We start from the raw sequence: 17,717 nt of genomic DNA, 5'->3' as shown, positions 1-17,717 counted from the left end.
CGCACCGAACTCTCTATGTGGTAATGTGACCGCTAACAATACTTTAAAAAAGACCTAACAGGATGAAGAAAAAGCGCCCTACACTTCAAGATGTGGCCGAACGAGTCGGCGTCACTAAAATGACCGTGAGCCGTTTTATCCGTAACCCAGATCAAGTATCTGACCCGCTACGCGATAAAATTCAACACGCATTGGACGACTTAGGCTACATCCCTAATCGCGCGCCAGACATTCTCTCTAAATCCAAAAGCCACGCCGTTGGTGTATTGCTACCGTCACTAACAAACCAAGTCTTTGCAGAAGTCATTCGTGGTATCGAAACCGTCCTAGAGCCCGAAGGCTACCAAACCATGCTCGCTCACTTTGGCTACAGCCAAGACCTAGAAGAGCAACGCATTGCAACACTGCTATCTTATAACGTTGATGCCTTAATCATTTCAGAAAGCCAGCACACACCCAAAGCCCAAAAGATGCTTGAGAACGCTGGTATTCCTGTCATTGAAATCATGGACTCCACATCGACAAGTCCGCTGCATATCATTGGCATCAACAACAGCGCAGCGGCTCGAGAGATGACGCAAACCATGATTGATCATGGTCACCGCAATATCGTCTACTTTGCTGCCCGAATGGATGAACGTACCTTGCAAAAAATTGCAGGTTACAAGCAAGCAATGGCGGCTAATAACCTGACCGCTGCGATCAAAGAAACCCGATCAGCCTCTTCATTCACACTAGGCGCAAAATTTCTCGAAGAAGTACTGTCTGAGTATCCCGATATTGATGGCATTTTTTGCACCAATGATGACCTAGCCATCGGCGCGTTGTATGCTTGCCAAAAGAAAGGTTTACGAGTACCCGAAGACATAGGTATTGCGGGGTTTCATGGTCATGACATCGCCAGGGCAATGGTGCCACTGCTAGCAACGGTCGTAACGCCGCGAGAGGAAATGGGACGCTTAGCCGCCCAACAATTACTGAAAAATATTCACGGAGAAGCGCGACACGCCTCGGTGATTGAATTGGCCTACGAAATTGAATGTGGCGAAAGCATCAAGAAAATTTAGATAAAGTGGAGCTAAGAAGGGATAAAAAAAGGGAAGTATGCGGGGTGTTGAAGAGTCGCGCATACTTCCCTTAAAGGGTGACGTTAATCACTTTCGGCATACTCAGTGTAAAAGGACACTTCGTCTGCGGTCACCTAGCAATCCCCCATTTATGAAAGCTAGATAACCATTTGAAAGCGATCGAAATAGATCACCATTCCATAGAGGACTTCGCATACAATATCGGGCAGAGCAAATATATGACGCGATGTCGAGAGTAATAATATGCGCTTGCTGCCCTTATGGTCTTGCTAAATACGCCTCTCTTATCACCATTTACGACATTCAAGGAAATAGCGTCATGAGATGGTTGGTTTAAACCCACGCTATACGCACATGGCTAACTCAATGTAATAATAGCAATAATGCGCTGATGCTAAAGAACGACAACACAGTCGTCACCAACAAGGTGCTTGAACAAAAGCTTCGTTGCCCGTATTCACCGCCTAAAATCGGGAAAATACTGAACATCGGCATAGCCGCAAAAACAAGTACCGAAACTTGAAGCTCCCTAGGCATATCTGGAAAAGCCTGTAAGCTAATAAATACGACCATTGGAAATAGCAACAGCTTAATACTAGCAACAATTCCAGTGCGAACTTTGCTGCCAGCAATAGCAACACCCACCAAAGAACCACCAATCACAACCAGTGCACTTGGCGCCGCAGCCATTGCAAGAAGCTCAAGCCCACTACGCATAAAATGTGGTAATCGCAGATCCAGCAGAGACAGCATAATCCCAGCGAACACGGACAAAATAATAGGATTGCTTGCAATGCGCTTGAGAACTTTCACAAACACCTGCTTTCCAACACCAGGCTGATGGTTGTAAAAGGATTCAATGAGCATCAGCGCTAAAGGCAAAAAGATAATATTCTCCACGACCAATGCCATAGCAAACGCTTGGGCGGGCGCATTCTCTAAATATTGAAGCAGAATTGGAAAACCAATAAAGGAGCTGTTGGGCATCATCGCCCCCATGCTACTAACCGCCGCCACACTCCAGACTTCTTTTAACACGTAACGAACAATGACTAATGTTATGAAAAAAGCCACCAGTCCACCTAGTGCATACACAAACATATACGGCACGTTGACAACCGCCCTTAAATCGAGCGCAGATATCTTGGTAATCATCACCGATGGCAAGGCAAAATAAAGAACAAAACGACTCAACGCTGGCAGAGCTTCTTTAGGCAACAATCCAAACCGCGTGCCAGCGAAGCCTAATAAGATAAGAAAGAAGATAGGAGCGGTAATATTAAGCACAACGTCCAAAGCAGATCCTTACTTTTGAGAGGATGTAAAGATCCTAATATTACCCTAAACAACCATTTAGAAATATAAAGCAGCACTTCATAATTCAACACACTTATTCAAAAATGAAAACGCCCCACAATGAGCTCCTAATAATCAAACAATCAAACTATTGGGTACTAGCTCAGAATGAGGCGTTTAAATCAACAAATCAATTAGCGTTTCTTAAACAATAAATCGATCCAAAAGCGCCTTCTGCGAAGATGTGCTTACTCGCTGAGTCTCCATGGCATGATTTGAAGACTTAGCCAGCTCGGATACTTCGGTAGATAAATCTTTGATCTTCACCGCATTATTATTAATGTCTTCAGCGACATGGCTTTGCTCCTGCGCTGCCGAAGCAATTTGTATATTCATATCACTAATACGCTCAATGGCACGACTAATATTACGCAATGACTCGTCGGCAAAGCGAGCTTTGTCTACCGCCTCGCTAGCCGTTGCTCGACTCTCACTCATCGCAATAGAGACCGCTGCAGAGCCTGATTGAAGCTGCTCAATCATCTCTTTTATCTCAGTAGTGGATTGCTGAGTACGTTGCGCAAGCGTTCGAACTTCGTCCGCAACCACGGCAAAGCCACGTCCACTTTCACCTGCACGCGCCGCCTCAATAGCAGCATTCAGCGCCAACAAATTGGTCTGATCGGCAATATCATTAATAACACTCAAAACGGTCTCAATGTTAGACGTTGCTGATTCTAAATTTTGTACTTGCACAACCGCCTGTTCGATACGTTTAGATAGTGCACCAATAGATGTTGCAGTATCACTCACAACCTTCGAGCCTTCGATGGTATTCTTATCAACATCTTGCGCGGCGGATGAGGCACTTTGAGCGTTCTCCGCCACTTCATTGGCCGTCATCGCCATTTCATGTATCGCTGTTGCCAATAAATCCAACTCTTGCATTTGTTTATGGGTTGCTTGGGTGGACTTGTTAGAATCCAAGACGGTTTCATCCGCACTTTCGACAATCTCGTCACCAAGATGCTTTAGCTGCTGAATTTGAGACTGCAAGTTTTCTGTAAACCGGTTGAACCCTTGCGCTAAGCTAGCAAACTCAGGAGTAGTACTTACTTCAATACGCTTGGTTAAGTCCCCTTTACCGCTTGAAATATCCTGAATGGCAAGATTCAAACTATCCAAAGGACGCAGCAGCGCTTTGATCATAAGCATCAATACAATAATGCTAATTACCAAACCAATGACCACAAATATGATGGAATTATTACGAAGTTTACTTAACGCGGCGTACGCTTTATCCTCATCAACGACAGAAACAATGTACCATCCTTGCTTCTTATCCAGCATCATATTGACCATGAAGGGAACACCTTCAATACTCAACCTTTGAGTGCCTTCTTTAATATTAACATCAGGCAAAAATGTCGATAGTTTTTTACCGTTATTGGAAATATTAGGGTGCGCAATAGTCTTGCCCTCTTTCGTCATTAGAAAAATATACCCTGCATCCAACAAGTTCGCTGAATTCACCAACGTGGCTAACGCATCAAGCTCCATATCGTAATACATGGAACCGATGAATTGGCCGCTCTCATATACTGGTGTTGAAATGGAAACAATGGTGTCACCTGACGATAGATCGATATAAGGTTCTGTAATAACCAATTTACCGGATTGCTTTGGCCCCACAAACCAAGGCCTAGATAACGTGTCATAGCCAGCGTCAGGAGTCCAATTAGGATTATTATCAACAATAGCACCATCTACTTGATAACCGATACCTGCAGATAAAAAGCTTTCTTTGAGAGCCGGTTGCTTCAAAATACTCTTCACCAATGTACGATCATTCGGATTCAACTGAACCGTCTCTGTAATAGACTGCGCTAAGGCCTTTTTATTGCTGATCTGAGCATGAATAGTATTGAGTACTCCCCGCTCAATCTCATTCAGACTTTTCGCCACCATACTCTCAACTTCTGATTTCACCGTGTTCAGCTGCTGAATACTTAAAAGACCAACAGTTAACAGTAGCAATAGAGCAGAAGCCCCAACAATTTTATGATTGAAACGCATTTTATATCCTGTTTTTATTCCCTAATGAATACTATTGGGCTGTAAAAGCCAATCGCTAAACATCATTTTTCCAATACAGTTTTCAATAAAACCCAAGCTTCATTATTAGAAGCAACACTTGGCACCTAAAAAAATCGTAAAGATACCTTACAATGAGGGAAACACAATGACAAAAAAGCATTTAATTAAGTCAAAAAAAAGAAAACTAACGCCAAAAACGATAACATCGACCATCTATAAAGAAACAGAATAAAATATCAAACCCACTATAATAAATAAAATATATCTTAATATTTCTAGGAACAAGTAAACATGCAATCCTAACCTTTTAGTCAAATAAATATTCTCAATCACTTTTTTATTGACTAAGCGTAAAGCATTTATGATGGACATCTAGGATCAACTTGATCACTAAATTAAGCACCAACAAAAATTATTTAATTAATTCGTAAGATCACAACAAAAGCCCCACTTCTTTCGAAGCAGGGCAATTCCTATTTGATAATATTTACTGGTATTTAGGAATGGGTACTATTAATCGTGTTTTTTACCATGACGAGGCTTGTCACTTTTACAGGCCTCTGATGCTTCTTTTTTCAATGCTGTAAATTGCTCTTTTTGCTCAGGCGTTAGCACACCATACATTTCATGCTGCGCCATCATGCGCTGCACCATCACTTTAGCTTGCTGATCCGCCATATTTTGAGCAAACTTCTCAGCCGCTTTTTTATCAAACTTATCGGCCATGACCAACTCATCTGCCTCTTGACGATGCGATGATCGAACACCCTCTTTTGATTCATGATGAGCTTTCATGTTTTCACGAGCCGACAGGCGCAATGCTTTCAATTGATCTTGCTGTTTATCACTTAAATCAAGTTTATGCATAAGGTGAGCATCAGACCCACAACGATCACGTCCTTTTTTATCATGATCTTTACCGCCAGCGAACGCACTGGCCGTACCAAGCATTAGAGGAAGTGCTAAACCTATAACCATTATTTTTTTACGGATATTCATAATCATTTTTCCTTTAATTAGATACTATGTAAGAGGCTGCCTTCACAGCGCTTGAATATAGAATAAGTTCTGCAAGGTAAAGCAACGTCCGCGCAACGTAAAAGATCGTAAAGACATAACGCTTGTTTATATTTATCAGTAAACTAACTAAATCTAAATCGTATTAATGGGTTAACAATAATCGCGCATGGCCAACATTCTTCTTATCGATGACGACACCGAATTAACAGAACTGCTGTCTGAAGTTCTAACGTATGAAAACTTCACCGTTTCAGTCGCCAGCAACGGTGAAGAAGGCTTAGAAATGCTATCCAGTAAAATTGATATCATTTTACTGGATGTCATGATGCCAAAATTAAATGGTATCGATACTCTAAAGCGACTTCGTGAAACTTCAGACACTCCAGTATTGATGTTGACAGCCAAAGGAGAAGAAATTGATCGTGTAGTCGGTCTTGAATTGGGTGCAGATGACTATTTATCTAAGCCTTTTAGTGAACGTGAATTACTTGCCAGAATACGGGCTATCTTAAGGCGCTCACAAACTCATCAACAAGAGCCATCCTCGCCTGCAGCGGTAGAATACTTCGACATCAAGCTTTACCCAGGCAAGGTCGAGGCTTACTGTAACGACACCCTATTGGAGCTAACCAGTACCGAATTCGCACTACTGCATCATTTCATTTTACACCCTGGTCAAATTCTCACCAAAGAAACACTAAGCCTCGATGTACTTGGCAAACGCCTCGCACCTTTTGATCGTGCTGTGGACATGCATGTCTCGAATCTTCGAAAAAAGCTGCCAGATTGGAGCAACGGCAAAACACGCATTAAAACACTTAGAGGTCGAGGCTATCTATTAACAGAAGGCGGCGAATGATGCGCTTACCAAAAATAACCAGTTTGTATGGCCGTATCTTCGCCATCTTTTGGTTCACCATGTTTCTAGTACTAATGGCGGTACTTTCATTACCGCACTTTGATCCAAGAAAAGTAAGCGATATACCTGCCCCCTATTATCAACGTTTACTTCAAGCGCGCGACAACATCCAGCGACACTTTGCCGATCAAAGCTCCATTGAATCTATCGTCTCACAACTTTCAAGCAATCGTCGCAATAACGAACATGATGATCGCCACAATTCTGACAAACGCCGCGATTCCGGTTTTGATTTTTTTATTACCGATGCAGATGGCAACATTTTATCGCTACAAGGCCGGCCGACCCCCGAAGAGCGCGCAGTCCGAAATCTAGTGACGAACATTGAAAACGTAAATATTCCGCAGCAAAAATTGTATGGTCGCTACATGCTATCTGGCCCTATTCCAATTCGACTCGCTCAAACGGATTACTATTTGTATGTAGGCGTCAAATGGAGCCGTCCTCCTAGCTTCTTAATTCAACTGTTCGATCATCCATTTCAACTGTTACTCGCCACCATGCTCATCAGCACGCCTTTACTATTATGGCTGGCGTGGGCATTAAGCCAACCTGCTCGTCGCTTAGAACGTGCCGCGAAACGTGTTGCCCGAGGTGAGTTTGACATCGACCCGAGCCTAGAGAAAGGCACCTCAGAGTTCCGCCAAGCAGGTGCCAGCTTTAATCAAATGGTCAAAGCCGTTAATCAGATGATCTCTCGTCAACAGCGCTTACTGTCAGACATATCTCATGAGCTTCGATCTCCTCTGACTCGTTTACGTATGGCCAACTCGTTAGCACAGCGCAAACAAGGCCAAAGCCCTGAACTCACTCGAATCGATACCGAAACCCAGCGCCTAGAATCCATGATCAACAATCTGCTCGATTTATCTCGGATGCAGATTGACAGCCACATGAATCGCGAGCACCAGCCGTTAGCCAGCCTATGGGAAGCGCTACTCGAAGACACTCAGTACGAAGCCGAACAAATGGAGAAGTCGCTTACTTATAATACTATTCCAGATAGAGCATTATTGTGTCACCCGCAGCTCATGATGAGCGCACTAGAAAACATTGTTAGAAACGCCATCTATTACGGTAAAACAACAATCTTGATCAATATGAAGGTAGATTCGAACCGCTTAACGCTAACGGTTGAAGACGATGGTGACGGCGTACCAAAGGAGGAACGCGAAGCAATTTTCCGTCCTTTCTATCGCGTTTCTACAGCACGGGATGCTCATAGTGGAGGTCGCGGATTAGGGCTTGCTATTACTGAAAATGCCATTCGACAGCATAATGGCTCAATCGAAGCGTCACAAAGCGACTTAGGCGGCCTGAAGGTTACCGTCGAACTGCCAATAGAACAAAAAGATAAATAATATACTTTATTTATCTTTAGTCTATAGATTGGCACGTTTACCTCTGCTCTTGCCAATTCACCAAGTTTTCAAACGCCACACCGAAATAGAGCTCGTAACTGTTATGCTCTACATAACCGATATGCGGTGTGGCCGTCACATTATCCAGCATCAATAGAGGCTCGTTAACTAATCGGACTGGCTCCTCATCAAACACATCAATCGCTGCATGGCGTCTGGGAGAATGTCGCAAAGCATCGAACAGCGCACCTGGCTCAATCAACTCGGCACGACTTGTATTTACCAACAGCGCATCTTGCTTCATCAACGCCAAATCCTCCGCTGTTACACACCCTCTTGAGCACTCACTCAAACGTAAGTGAAGAGAGATAATATCAGCATCAGCAAAGAAGTCTGCTTTCGAAGAAGCGGCTAACAAACCATCCTTTATAGCCTGCTCTCGAGAAGGCTCGCCACCCCAAATCAACACCTGCATATCAAAGGCCTGCGCATAACGCGCAATTTGCTTACCGATTTTTCCGTAACCCCAGATACCCAGCGATAGACCTTTTAAGGTACGACCCAGACCGAGCCCATTAGAGCTTTGCCACAGATCTCTTCGTAAAGCATTGGCATACTGCGGGATATAGCGTGAAGCGGACATTATTAATCCCCAACACAACTCTGCTGGCGCAACAGGTGAACCAACGCCCTCTAATACTTCAACCCCATAACGCTGACATAAAGCCACATCGATATGATTAGACACCTTTCCGGTTTGACTGATCACTTTCAAGCTAGGTAACTTTTTCAACAATGACTCTGTGATGACTGTACGTTCACGAATTAATACAATTGCTTCCACATCCATCAGCTGACTTACTAAATATTCTTCCGAGTAGGACTGGTTCAAAACGATGACATCATGACCACCTAATAACTCAAAAGCATTTAATTCTTTTACAACGTTTTGATAATCATCCAAAACAGCAATTTTCAAGTGACCTTCCCCTAATAAATGAAAACCTTTAAATGACTTAAATACCTCAATCAAGTCTAGCAAGAGTATCAGGTTTCCACCGTTTAGAAGACAGAATGCTGTTTTCGCTAACGTCAATGCACGACAGAGCTCTTCGTCATCAGCTTTCAAATGATCACACAGTCCATCATAGATACCTTAAAAAGCATTCACTAAATGAGTGATAAACTCTCGCCTATCTACTAACAACATAAAAAGTTACCATTCTTAACCATTCTTCAATGGTTCTTTTTTACTGCACAATTATAATAGATAAGTCACTTCATACTGAAAGATACAATCATCACACTTCAAAACAAAAAGAAGTTACTTACATGCTTAGCATCATAAGACAACATAGCCACAAAGCCTTTTTCGTTTTCACGGCTGCCTTTTGGGTTACCTCCGTATTGGTTGTTCAGTTTTATGCAGAGCTAAGTACAAACCGAATTACTCAGGAGGAGCAACAAAATCTACGTCGTGAAGCCGCGTTAATTCGATCGAAAATTGAATCCGCTATCTACGAAGATGTTTATATTGCAGGATCTTTAGCGACTGTACTAAGGGTCAGCACTAGTACCGTGACTGATAATTGGGACAGTGTAGCGTCGGATTTGATCCAGAAATCCACTCATATTCGAAACATAGGGATTGCACCTGACAATGTCATAAGCCACGTATACCCTTTGGAAGGAAATGAAGCCGCCATTGGCTTAGATTTCAGATCAGCGCCCGAACAATACGCAGCAGCAATGAAAGCAAAGGAATCGGGTGATGTATATTTGGACGGCCCTATTGAGCTTGTTCAAGGCGGGCAAGCTCTCATCGCAAGGTACCCTATATTTCTTGATTACCCAATCAACCAAAAGTATTGGGGAAGCACAAGCATTGTACTTAACTTTGCCGACATACTTCAGGAAAGCAATATTAGGGATTTAAAAAATGCCAATTTTGCAATACAGCGAACCACCGTCAGCGGTGCAGTGGATGTATTCTTAGGATCTGAAAAGGTATTCGAGTCACCAGACGAACTGTTACCCGTTTTCTTACCGAATAATCAATGGCTTATTGCAGTCAAAAGTACTGCAGGACTGTCTGATTTAGCCAAACTTGAGCGCAACATCACACAATTCTTTGGCTACACTGGCGCACTCATTCTCTATATCTCAGTATTTTTATTATATCGAGCTTACCAACTGGCTCATAAAGCATCACTCAAAGACGAGCTGACTCACCTCCCAAATAGACGATATTTATTCAATCAACTAGAACAGCGCATGAGGCCATCAAAAAGAAATACTGGCTTTGCCCTGCTAAACATTGATCTCAATGAATTTAAGCAGATAAATGACCAGTTTGGCCATGAAACGGGAGATGCACTGCTAAAGCATATTGCACAGTTAACCAACAATATACTGAAGGGAACAGATTTTATTGCACGTGTAGGCGGCGATGAGTTTTTAATCGTTCTAGACTCATCCTATACAGAACTTGCGGCAAATGAGAGAGCAAAAGCGCTCAAACAACATATTGAGAATAGACCTCTACACAGGAAAGGTAGTGTCATAACGCCTTCAATCAGTATTGGTCTCGTGGTTTACTATCCCGACATACCTACTACACAAGAGGAGCTACTTCATACCGCCGATCATAATATGTACAAACAAAAAGAAGCACACAAAAATAACAGCCAGATACCGCACTATCCTCAAGGTCACATTATTTAAAAAACACTTAATGTGCTAGCTGCCCAGCGATACACTAGCGAACCGGTTTCTTCCTGCTTGCTTTGCTTGATACAGCAGACCATCCGCCTGATGAATCACATCTTCAAGCGGCATGTTTGCATCACGTCCAACAAAAGCGCAGCCTGCGGTCACCGTCACATACTCCGAACACAATGACTGCTCATGAGGAGCTTTGAGATTGACAACACTTTTCAAGATGGATTTTATAACATCTTCGACCTTCTCTTCAGCAAGACCTGTTAGCATCATAACAAACTCCTCGCCCCCATAACGGGCAAGCTGCCCTTTCCCCTTTGGTATCTGCTGTTCCATGGTCGTAGCAACCAGTTTTAGACAATCATCTCCAGCTAAATGGCCATAACAATCGTTAAAACCTTTAAAAAAATCAATATCAAGCATAATAACAGCACAAGACAGGGCGTTATCTAAGCACATTTTAAACAATTCAGGAGACTGTATATCAAATGACCGTCGATTTCCCACACCGGTTAAGCCATCCGTTAGAGCGATACGGCGCAAGGCGTCAGACTGAAATTTAAGCGTCAGATGCGCCTTTACCCGATTGATAAGCGTATAGTTATTTATCGGTTTACGGACAAAGTCTACGCACCCAGCTTTCCAACATTCGATCTCATCGTCTGTATCTTCCAAGCCCGTAATAAAAATGACAGGAATATTCTCGTACAATGGATTTTGCTTTAATAAACGGCACACTTCCAAGCCAGACATTCCAGGCATCTTAACATCGAGCAGAATAATATCTGGAGCCTGCTTCTCAATTACTTCGAGCGCTTCTTCACCTGAGCGAGCCATAAAAATATTGTAATGATCCTTGAGCAACAAGTTCATCAGCTGAATATTCGATAGTTGATCATCGACAACTAAAACATCAGCATTTTTAAGGTTAAAAAAATCCATTAGCACTCACTTATCAAAAACCGCTCTAGACGAGCCTGTGCATTTCTAAAATCAAGATTCTGAACATCCGCGTCAATCTCCGAAAGAACACCATGATATGGCCCTTGATCTTTACGTTTCAGCTCCGAGCAAATATCCAGTACCTTCATATTAGACTGTGCCAACATGTTACATAACTCGATGATCTCAAGACGAGTCACTGATTCCTTTTTTGGAACAACATGCCCTTGCTCTACACTTTTAGCCTGCCCCGAAAGATAGGCCCGTATTGCACTACAAGCACTAACAAGTAGCTCTGAAGTCTCATTTACTTTAGCAGAATAATGTTCGTATTTATGCAGCTTTAAGTCTACCTCTAATTCAGCCAACTTTTCAGCTATGCGCTCTGCGCCGATCGTTAAGGAAGCGCCTTTAAGCGAATGTATCGCACGCATCACGTCAGATACATTATCATCCGTCACAACTGTCGGTATGCTGCCCATCGCGGTCTCAGATTCTGCCAGATAAGACTCGGCTGCAGTACATAAAATCCCCTTGTTGTCACCCAGCCTCAACAGCGCAGCTTCGTGATTAAAATCACTTAGCTCTACTTGAGTTTTGCTGTCAGTATACATGACATCCTTTGATGAAACATTTGGCACAGTAAAAGTACTAATTATTCTAACCAACTGGGCAATATCGAAAGGTTTACTTATATGATCATCCATACCTGCCTGTGCAGCCGCTTTTTTATCTGATAATAAAGCGTTCGCCGTCATTGCAATAATTGGAATATCACTAAAACTCTTTAATGCACGTATTTCTTTTGTCGCGGTATAGCCATCCATAATCGGCATTTGAACATCCATTAATACAACATCGATAACCGCACCACTTTCCTTTACTGCCGCCACTGCTTGCTCGCCATTCTCAGCCGTTAAAATTGTTGTGCCTTCCGCTTCCAGAGACTCTCTTGCTACGAGCCGATTAATTGGATTATCTTCCACTAATAATATCGTTACGTCCTGCAGTCTTTTTTCATACGTTAATACATGATCTGAATCTTGCTGACCCTGAGACGAACAAGATGACTCATCGCAGCCATCAATAAATGGGACATAAAATTTAAACGTTGATCCAGAGCCTTCAATACTTTCAAGGCTAATTTCCCCACCCATTAATTCAACCAGTGTCTTAGAAATAACCAATCCAAGCCCTGTACCACCAAACGCTCTGACGGTTGACGTTTCGGCTTGATTGAATGCCTCAAATACAGAAGCGTGTTTGTCTTTGGCGATACCAATACCCGTATCAACCACTTCAACATGCAAGATATGATCAGAAGTTTTATCAAGACTGAGCTTAATAGCCACATAACCTTTAGTGGTGAACTTAATTGCATTACCGGCAAGATTAATCAGGATTTGTTGTAACCTATATGAGTCCAAAGTCACAAATTTCGGCAACGCCGGATCAACGTCAATCCTCAATTCAAGCTCTTTCTTTTCTATAGACGTGCTCAAGAGTGATGCTACATTGCCGGCCAAATCATGTAAGTTGAATGGATGTGGATCAATGTCTAACTTGCCCGCTTCGATTTTCGATAAATCCAAGATGTCATTTAGAATTCGCAATAAAGAACGTGCTGCCGAATCCGATTTCGAAACGTAATCAATTTGCTTTTCAGTCAATGACGTTTTACGCAATAAGGCGAGCAGACCAATGATGGCATTCATTGGCGTACGAATTTCATGGCTCATATTGGCAACAAACTCTGACTTGGTCCTACTGGCTTGCTCGGAAGCATCTTTCGCTTCCTTCAAAGCATTTTCATACTGCGTCTGCTTTGTTATGTCTTTATTGATACCTATCAGTTTAACCGAATCATCAAACTGGTCACGTTCAATGGTAGCCGAGGCATGAATAGTCTTCCTATTTCCCTTGGCAGTAACAATATCGAATACGATAGATGACTCATCCCCATCCGTCGTAAAACGCTTAAAGTGCTCAATCGCCCTTTCTCTATCATTTTCAGAGACCATGGCCACCCAGTCACTAAAAGGCACTCGCATATTATTATTTTCGATTTCATATACGTCATACATCTTTTGATTCCAAGAAACGTCATTATTACTCGGATCCCAGCTCCAAATACCGATATCAGCAATTTCAGAAGCTTTCGCCAGTTGATCCTTTAGCACCTCCAGTTTCTTACGGCTGGACGATAACTCGGAAATATTAGTTGCCATTCCAAGAAAGCCTGAAACCTCGTCATTTTCATCGTAAAGTGCAGTTATAGATAAATAGACAGGGATTTTATGCCCTGTCTTAGAAACGTAAGTCCACTCTCTTTCATTACGTAACCCAGCTAACGTTTTAGCAACAAACACATCAAAACCGGGCTCAATCTTTTGCCCCAATTCATTTGATAACTCTATAGCGCGCGCTACCACCTCACTTTCAAGATGAAACAGCCCTGGAGTTTGTTTACCTATTAGTTCTTCGGCCGAGTATCCTAAGAGTTTCTCAGCGGCAGGATTGAAAAGCGTAATGTAGCCTTGCGCATTAGTAGCAATGATAGCAATAGCCGCTTTATCCATGATGGCTGCCTGCAAACTGTAGCTTTTGTTCAGTTCAACGGTGCGCTGCTGGACCTCTTTTTCTAAAGAGGCATTTAACAACTCAAGTTCATTCGATACTCGCTTCTGTTCAGTAATATCACGCATGATTTTCGAAAAACCGATGAGTTCGCCATGCTCATCGCAAATAGGAGAGGCCGAAACAGACACATCAAATACTTGACTACGTTTGGTTTGTCGCTTCGTTTCAAAGGGTTTCACCTTGTAGCCTTTGACAAACTGGCTAACTATATACTCATCTTCCGTTTGCACAGAGTCTGTTAAGAAAACATCCCGAGTGAATTCACCAATGACTTCATGACGACTTAACCCAAACATTTTTGTAGCACTATTGTTCCACTCGGTGATAGTACCGTCGATAGACACACCTAAAATTGCATCTTGGCTACTTTCAACAATCATGCTTTTTTCCGTTTTCTCGATTGACAAAGCAGCTTGAGCCTTAAGGCTTTTACGAAACGAAAAGATGACAAATATTAGACCAACAAAGATCACAAAAACCCAACCCACACTAAAAAAGGTAGCACTCATGGCCTTTAAGCGAATGTCATCAACATCTTTCTTCAAGATAATATTAAGCGAATTGAGCCCACTGGTAAGCGGGAGATTAACTTTCGCAATAATTGAGCGACTAGGATTGACCGAAGTGATCTTTGTGCCATCATTCAAAACAAACATTTCTTGAGACTCAGAATAGAGCTCATCCCAGACAGGGACATCAACATGCTCAAAGGCAAAATTCAAAGACTCATCAGGATAATAAAGCACCTCTCCTTTATCATTGGTGATGTACAAAGACGCATTTTTAGGAACCTTCGAAATCAATTCTTTGAAAATTGCATTCGCAGAAACATTAATAACAATAAAACCAAATGGTACTCCGTCACTCGCCATCACCTTTGCAGCGATTCTGACGGTTGGATTGTAGGGTATCGATATGCTATCGAAATCTCGATTTAACGAAATATCTGAAATGTATACGCCCGAAAATTGATTCAATCGAATCTCTGAGAAGTAGTCCCTTCCACTTTTTTCCTGAAGTAGGCGCTCCGGAATTACTTGGGCGACTCCCGCTTCTTTTTTCACGTTCACTATCTCTTTGCCATTCTCATCAAATCCGATATAACGCAACTGAAAAGCCATTTCATTCGCAGTCAAATAACTCTTAAATATGGATTTCAAACGCGACTTCCATATAGTTAAGACCTCAGAGTTTTGCGAATCAGACTTGGCTTGAATAATGGCTTGTACCGGTGGGATTGACTGAAGAATTGTGATGTCGCTAGCGTACTTATCTAATTTAGCCTGGAACAACAATCGCTCAGCTTCTAATGCACTGCTAAGCGCTCTCTGCTCTCGCTCAAGAATTTGTTGATAATTGAAATCATAACTCACCCAAACACCCGCCACTAAGCTCATGACAAACATCGAGCTAGCGATAAACCAGCGATTCATTATCTTCATCTTTAAGTCACTCGTCACAGCTATAGAAAATAGATTAGAAATCTGCTTGCAACCCGTAACAACTAATCCAAAGTTTTAGAATAATTACAAAGCACCTTTAAGAGTAGGCTATAAAGCGTAGAGTTTTGTAAGCTTGTGTGATGAGAAAAAATGAAACTGACAAGATAAGACTAAGCGCAAAAACACACCGTCTTGGGTTAGTCATTAGCTCACCTGTTTGGTTTATGAACTGAATGTATGACATCTAATCAAGTGGCCAAATTCACTACACCACTACAAATGCCGGTGGGTTGAGATTCAAAGGAAACTACTGAAGGGGAAAACTCAAGATGAAAACAAGCGTCAAACTCTAGACCACTTTCACACATGATGGTTGAGCGGTTCTTTCTATTCGCGAATTTGTAGATGTTTTTGTTTGGATTGGGTTGAGTTTGCGGAGATTGCGATTGTACATAACCATTACCTGTAAGTTGTAACTAAATAACAACTTAAAAATAGGTTATGTCAGCATATACTGCAAATTTGACAACTTATGGTTCAAATTTGTCACATTATGCTTCAATTTACAGAGGGGAATTAAGGTGGCATCTCCACCAGCCTCACCTCGGCACACAAGTCAATCGCTGTGGCTGCTTCCTTCCGGACCTGACCAGATTCACGATGTATTGTTGCGAGGGGACCAGCGGAGACACCATAGAGAAGGTGCCGTTGACCTTGGAAGCGAATTATACGCACCCTAATTCAAAGTGCAACCGATCTACTTATATTTTTCAGTCACTTAGCGCAGTTTTTTTCAATTGTGCTTAAATTAACATCTTTTGTATGGGAGCGTTGGTATCCGCAAGCGCATTTAGTACCATACCCGCCAATTAACTTTTGAGGATGTATCGTTGAAGCTGTTTGTTAAAAACTTAACCCACGTCGACCTTTCTTACTTCTGCCCTGTCCGTGGTGTGTTAGGAGAAAGCTGGCAAGCCGATATCGTGCTAACAGGGAAGCTAAACGATGAAAGCATGGTGTGTGACTTTAGCATCGTAAAAAAGATGATCAAGCAGTGGCTTGATACGCACATTGACCACAAACTGGCAGTACCAGCTAACCATGAAAGTAGCGTTATTAAAACTCTGGACGATGGCCGAAGCTCATTTGTATTCGAACATCAAAACGGCCAGCGCTTTGCTTGCACTGCGCCAAAGCAAGCCTTTGCACAACTGCCTGTCGATGAGATCACAGCTGACAATGCTGCCAAATGGGTTGAAGAACAAATCCTAGACCTTTTGCCAGCAGAGTTGGAAGCCGTTTCAGTGCACTTCCACCCTGAACATTCAAACGAAGCTCAGTACCAATATAGCCATGGTCTAAAAAAGCACGATGGTAACTGCCAGCGTATCGTTCATGGTCATCGTTCGGTGATTGAAATCTATCGCAATGGTGAACGTGACCGTACGCTCGATCAGGATTGGTCTGCCCGTTGGAATGATATTTATCTAGGCACTCATGAAGACTTAATTGGCATTATTGATGAAGATGGCCAACGCTATCACCACTTCAGTTATGCGGCCTCTCAAGGGCTCTTTGAACTGATTATCCGCAGCGATCAAGTCTACATGCTCGATTGCGATTCCACCGTCGAGTCATTATCGAGCCATGTGGCGCAACAACTCGCGAAAGAAAACCCAGGCGATACCATTGAAGTACACGCCTTTGAAGGCATCGGTAAAGGCGCCATCTCTGAAGTAAAGGTAGAGAAATGAGTTTAAAAGCATTTGAAATGTCGCCTAAAGGCACAGAGCTAAATTTAGACGACGTATTGGCCAATCTAAAAACGGATCAAGACGGATTGATCGCGGCGATCGCTCAGCAGCATGACACGAAAGAAGTGTTAATGCTGGCTTACATGAACGAAAAATCCATTCGCGAGTCATTAGAAACGGGGCAAGTATGTTACTGGTCTCGTTCTCGCCAAACCTATTGGCGCAAAGGTGAAAGCTCAGGGCATCGTCAACGCCTTGTGTCTATGGCTTTTGACTGTGACGGCGATGCGCTCCTGTTACAGGTGGATCAGCAAGGGCCCGCTTGCCACACGAACCGTCGTGACTGTTTCTTTTTTGAAGTTAAAGATGGAAAAGTGTTAATCGAATCCGATCCGCAGTAATTTTTACCAGAACTGTCCACTTGCTTACCCGTGTAG

The 17,717-nt window shown here is 42.7% G+C and carries 12 protein-coding genes and 1 other RNA gene; 6 read left to right on the top strand and 7 right to left on the bottom strand.

Features of this window, described 5'->3' with window-relative positions; translation table 11 throughout:
• Positions 1–62 precede the first annotated feature (62 nt).
• On the top strand, positions 63–1,067 hold the full coding sequence (gntR, locus tag ACPUEK_RS11495) for a gluconate operon transcriptional repressor GntR (protein ID WP_067218639.1): 1,005 nt from the start codon (positions 63–65) through the stop codon (positions 1,065–1,067).
• 384 nt (positions 1,068–1,451) lie between these two features.
• Here gntR and ACPUEK_RS11490 read toward each other — a convergent pair whose 3' ends face one another.
• The 3 genes from ACPUEK_RS11490 to ACPUEK_RS11480 form a co-directional block, all read right to left on the bottom strand.
• On the bottom strand, positions 1,452–2,375 hold the full coding sequence (locus tag ACPUEK_RS11490) for an AEC family transporter (RefSeq protein ID WP_425643034.1): 924 nt from the start codon (positions 2,373–2,375) through the stop codon (positions 1,452–1,454).
• Positions 2,376–2,588: 213 nt separating this feature from the next.
• Positions 2,589–4,460, bottom strand: coding sequence for a methyl-accepting chemotaxis protein (locus ACPUEK_RS11485; RefSeq protein WP_425640839.1), 1,872 nt, complete (start codon positions 4,458–4,460; stop codon positions 2,589–2,591).
• Positions 4,461–4,994: 534 nt separating this feature from the next.
• On the bottom strand, positions 4,995–5,480 hold the full coding sequence (locus tag ACPUEK_RS11480) for a Spy/CpxP family protein refolding chaperone (protein WP_425640838.1): 486 nt from the start codon (positions 5,478–5,480) through the stop codon (positions 4,995–4,997).
• A 187-nt stretch (positions 5,481–5,667) separates the two neighbouring features.
• Here ACPUEK_RS11480 and ACPUEK_RS11475 point away from each other — a divergent pair, with 187 nt between their 5' ends.
• Positions 5,668–6,360, top strand: a complete 693-nt coding sequence (locus ACPUEK_RS11475; RefSeq protein ID WP_425640837.1) for a response regulator — start codon at positions 5,668–5,670, stop codon at positions 6,358–6,360.
• The gene (cpxA, locus tag ACPUEK_RS11470) at positions 6,357–7,781 is read left to right on the top strand and encodes an envelope stress sensor histidine kinase CpxA (protein WP_425640836.1); all 1,425 of its coding nucleotides are present in this window, start codon (positions 6,357–6,359) and stop codon (positions 7,779–7,781) included. The genes ACPUEK_RS11475 and cpxA overlap by 4 nt, the downstream gene beginning before the upstream one ends.
• A gap of 37 nt (positions 7,782–7,818) precedes the next feature.
• Here cpxA and ACPUEK_RS11465 read toward each other — a convergent pair whose 3' ends face one another.
• A complete protein-coding gene (locus ACPUEK_RS11465) occupies positions 7,819–8,910 on the bottom strand; it encodes a D-2-hydroxyacid dehydrogenase family protein (protein WP_425640835.1) in 1,092 nt (363 codons plus the stop codon).
• Positions 8,911–9,113: 203 nt separating this feature from the next.
• Between ACPUEK_RS11465 and ACPUEK_RS11460 the strand changes: the two genes are divergently transcribed.
• Entirely contained in the window at positions 9,114–10,505 is a 1,392-nt protein-coding gene (locus ACPUEK_RS11460) for a diguanylate cyclase domain-containing protein (protein WP_425640834.1), read from the top strand.
• 15 nt (positions 10,506–10,520) lie between these two features.
• On the opposite strand, the gene ACPUEK_RS11455 is transcribed toward ACPUEK_RS11460, so the two are convergent.
• The 3 genes from ACPUEK_RS11455 to ffs all read right to left on the bottom strand — a co-directional run bounded on the left by ACPUEK_RS11455 (position 10,521) and on the right by ffs (position 16,211).
• Positions 10,521–11,444, bottom strand: coding sequence for a diguanylate cyclase domain-containing protein (locus ACPUEK_RS11455; protein WP_425640833.1), 924 nt, complete (start codon positions 11,442–11,444; stop codon positions 10,521–10,523).
• The gene (locus tag ACPUEK_RS11450) at positions 11,444–15,517 is read right to left on the bottom strand and encodes a PAS domain S-box protein (protein ID WP_425640832.1); all 4,074 of its coding nucleotides are present in this window, start codon (positions 15,515–15,517) and stop codon (positions 11,444–11,446) included. Before ACPUEK_RS11450 ends, ACPUEK_RS11455 begins: the two co-directional genes overlap by 1 nt.
• A gap of 597 nt (positions 15,518–16,114) precedes the next feature.
• An RNA gene (gene ffs, locus ACPUEK_RS11445) (signal recognition particle sRNA small type) lies at positions 16,115–16,211 on the bottom strand.
• 205 nt (positions 16,212–16,416) lie between these two features.
• Here ffs and ACPUEK_RS11440 point away from each other — a divergent pair.
• Both ACPUEK_RS11440 and hisI read left to right on the top strand, forming a co-directional pair.
• Positions 16,417–17,280 carry a 6-carboxytetrahydropterin synthase gene (locus ACPUEK_RS11440; RefSeq protein ID WP_425640831.1) on the top strand — a complete coding sequence of 288 codons (864 nt, stop codon included), beginning with the start codon at positions 16,417–16,419 and terminating at the stop codon, positions 17,278–17,280.
• Positions 17,277–17,681, top strand: coding sequence for a phosphoribosyl-AMP cyclohydrolase (gene hisI, locus ACPUEK_RS11435; protein ID WP_067033802.1), 405 nt, complete (start codon positions 17,277–17,279; stop codon positions 17,679–17,681). Before ACPUEK_RS11440 ends, hisI begins: the two co-directional genes overlap by 4 nt.
• Positions 17,682–17,717: the final 36 nt, after the last annotated feature.

It is taken from the genome of Marinomonas gallaica (genome assembly GCF_049821165.1).
Classification (GTDB): Bacteria; Pseudomonadota; Gammaproteobacteria; order Pseudomonadales; family Marinomonadaceae; genus Marinomonas; species Marinomonas gallaica.
The sequence above is the reverse complement of the archived record's forward strand: the minus strand, read 5'-3'. Positions and strand labels throughout refer to the sequence as shown.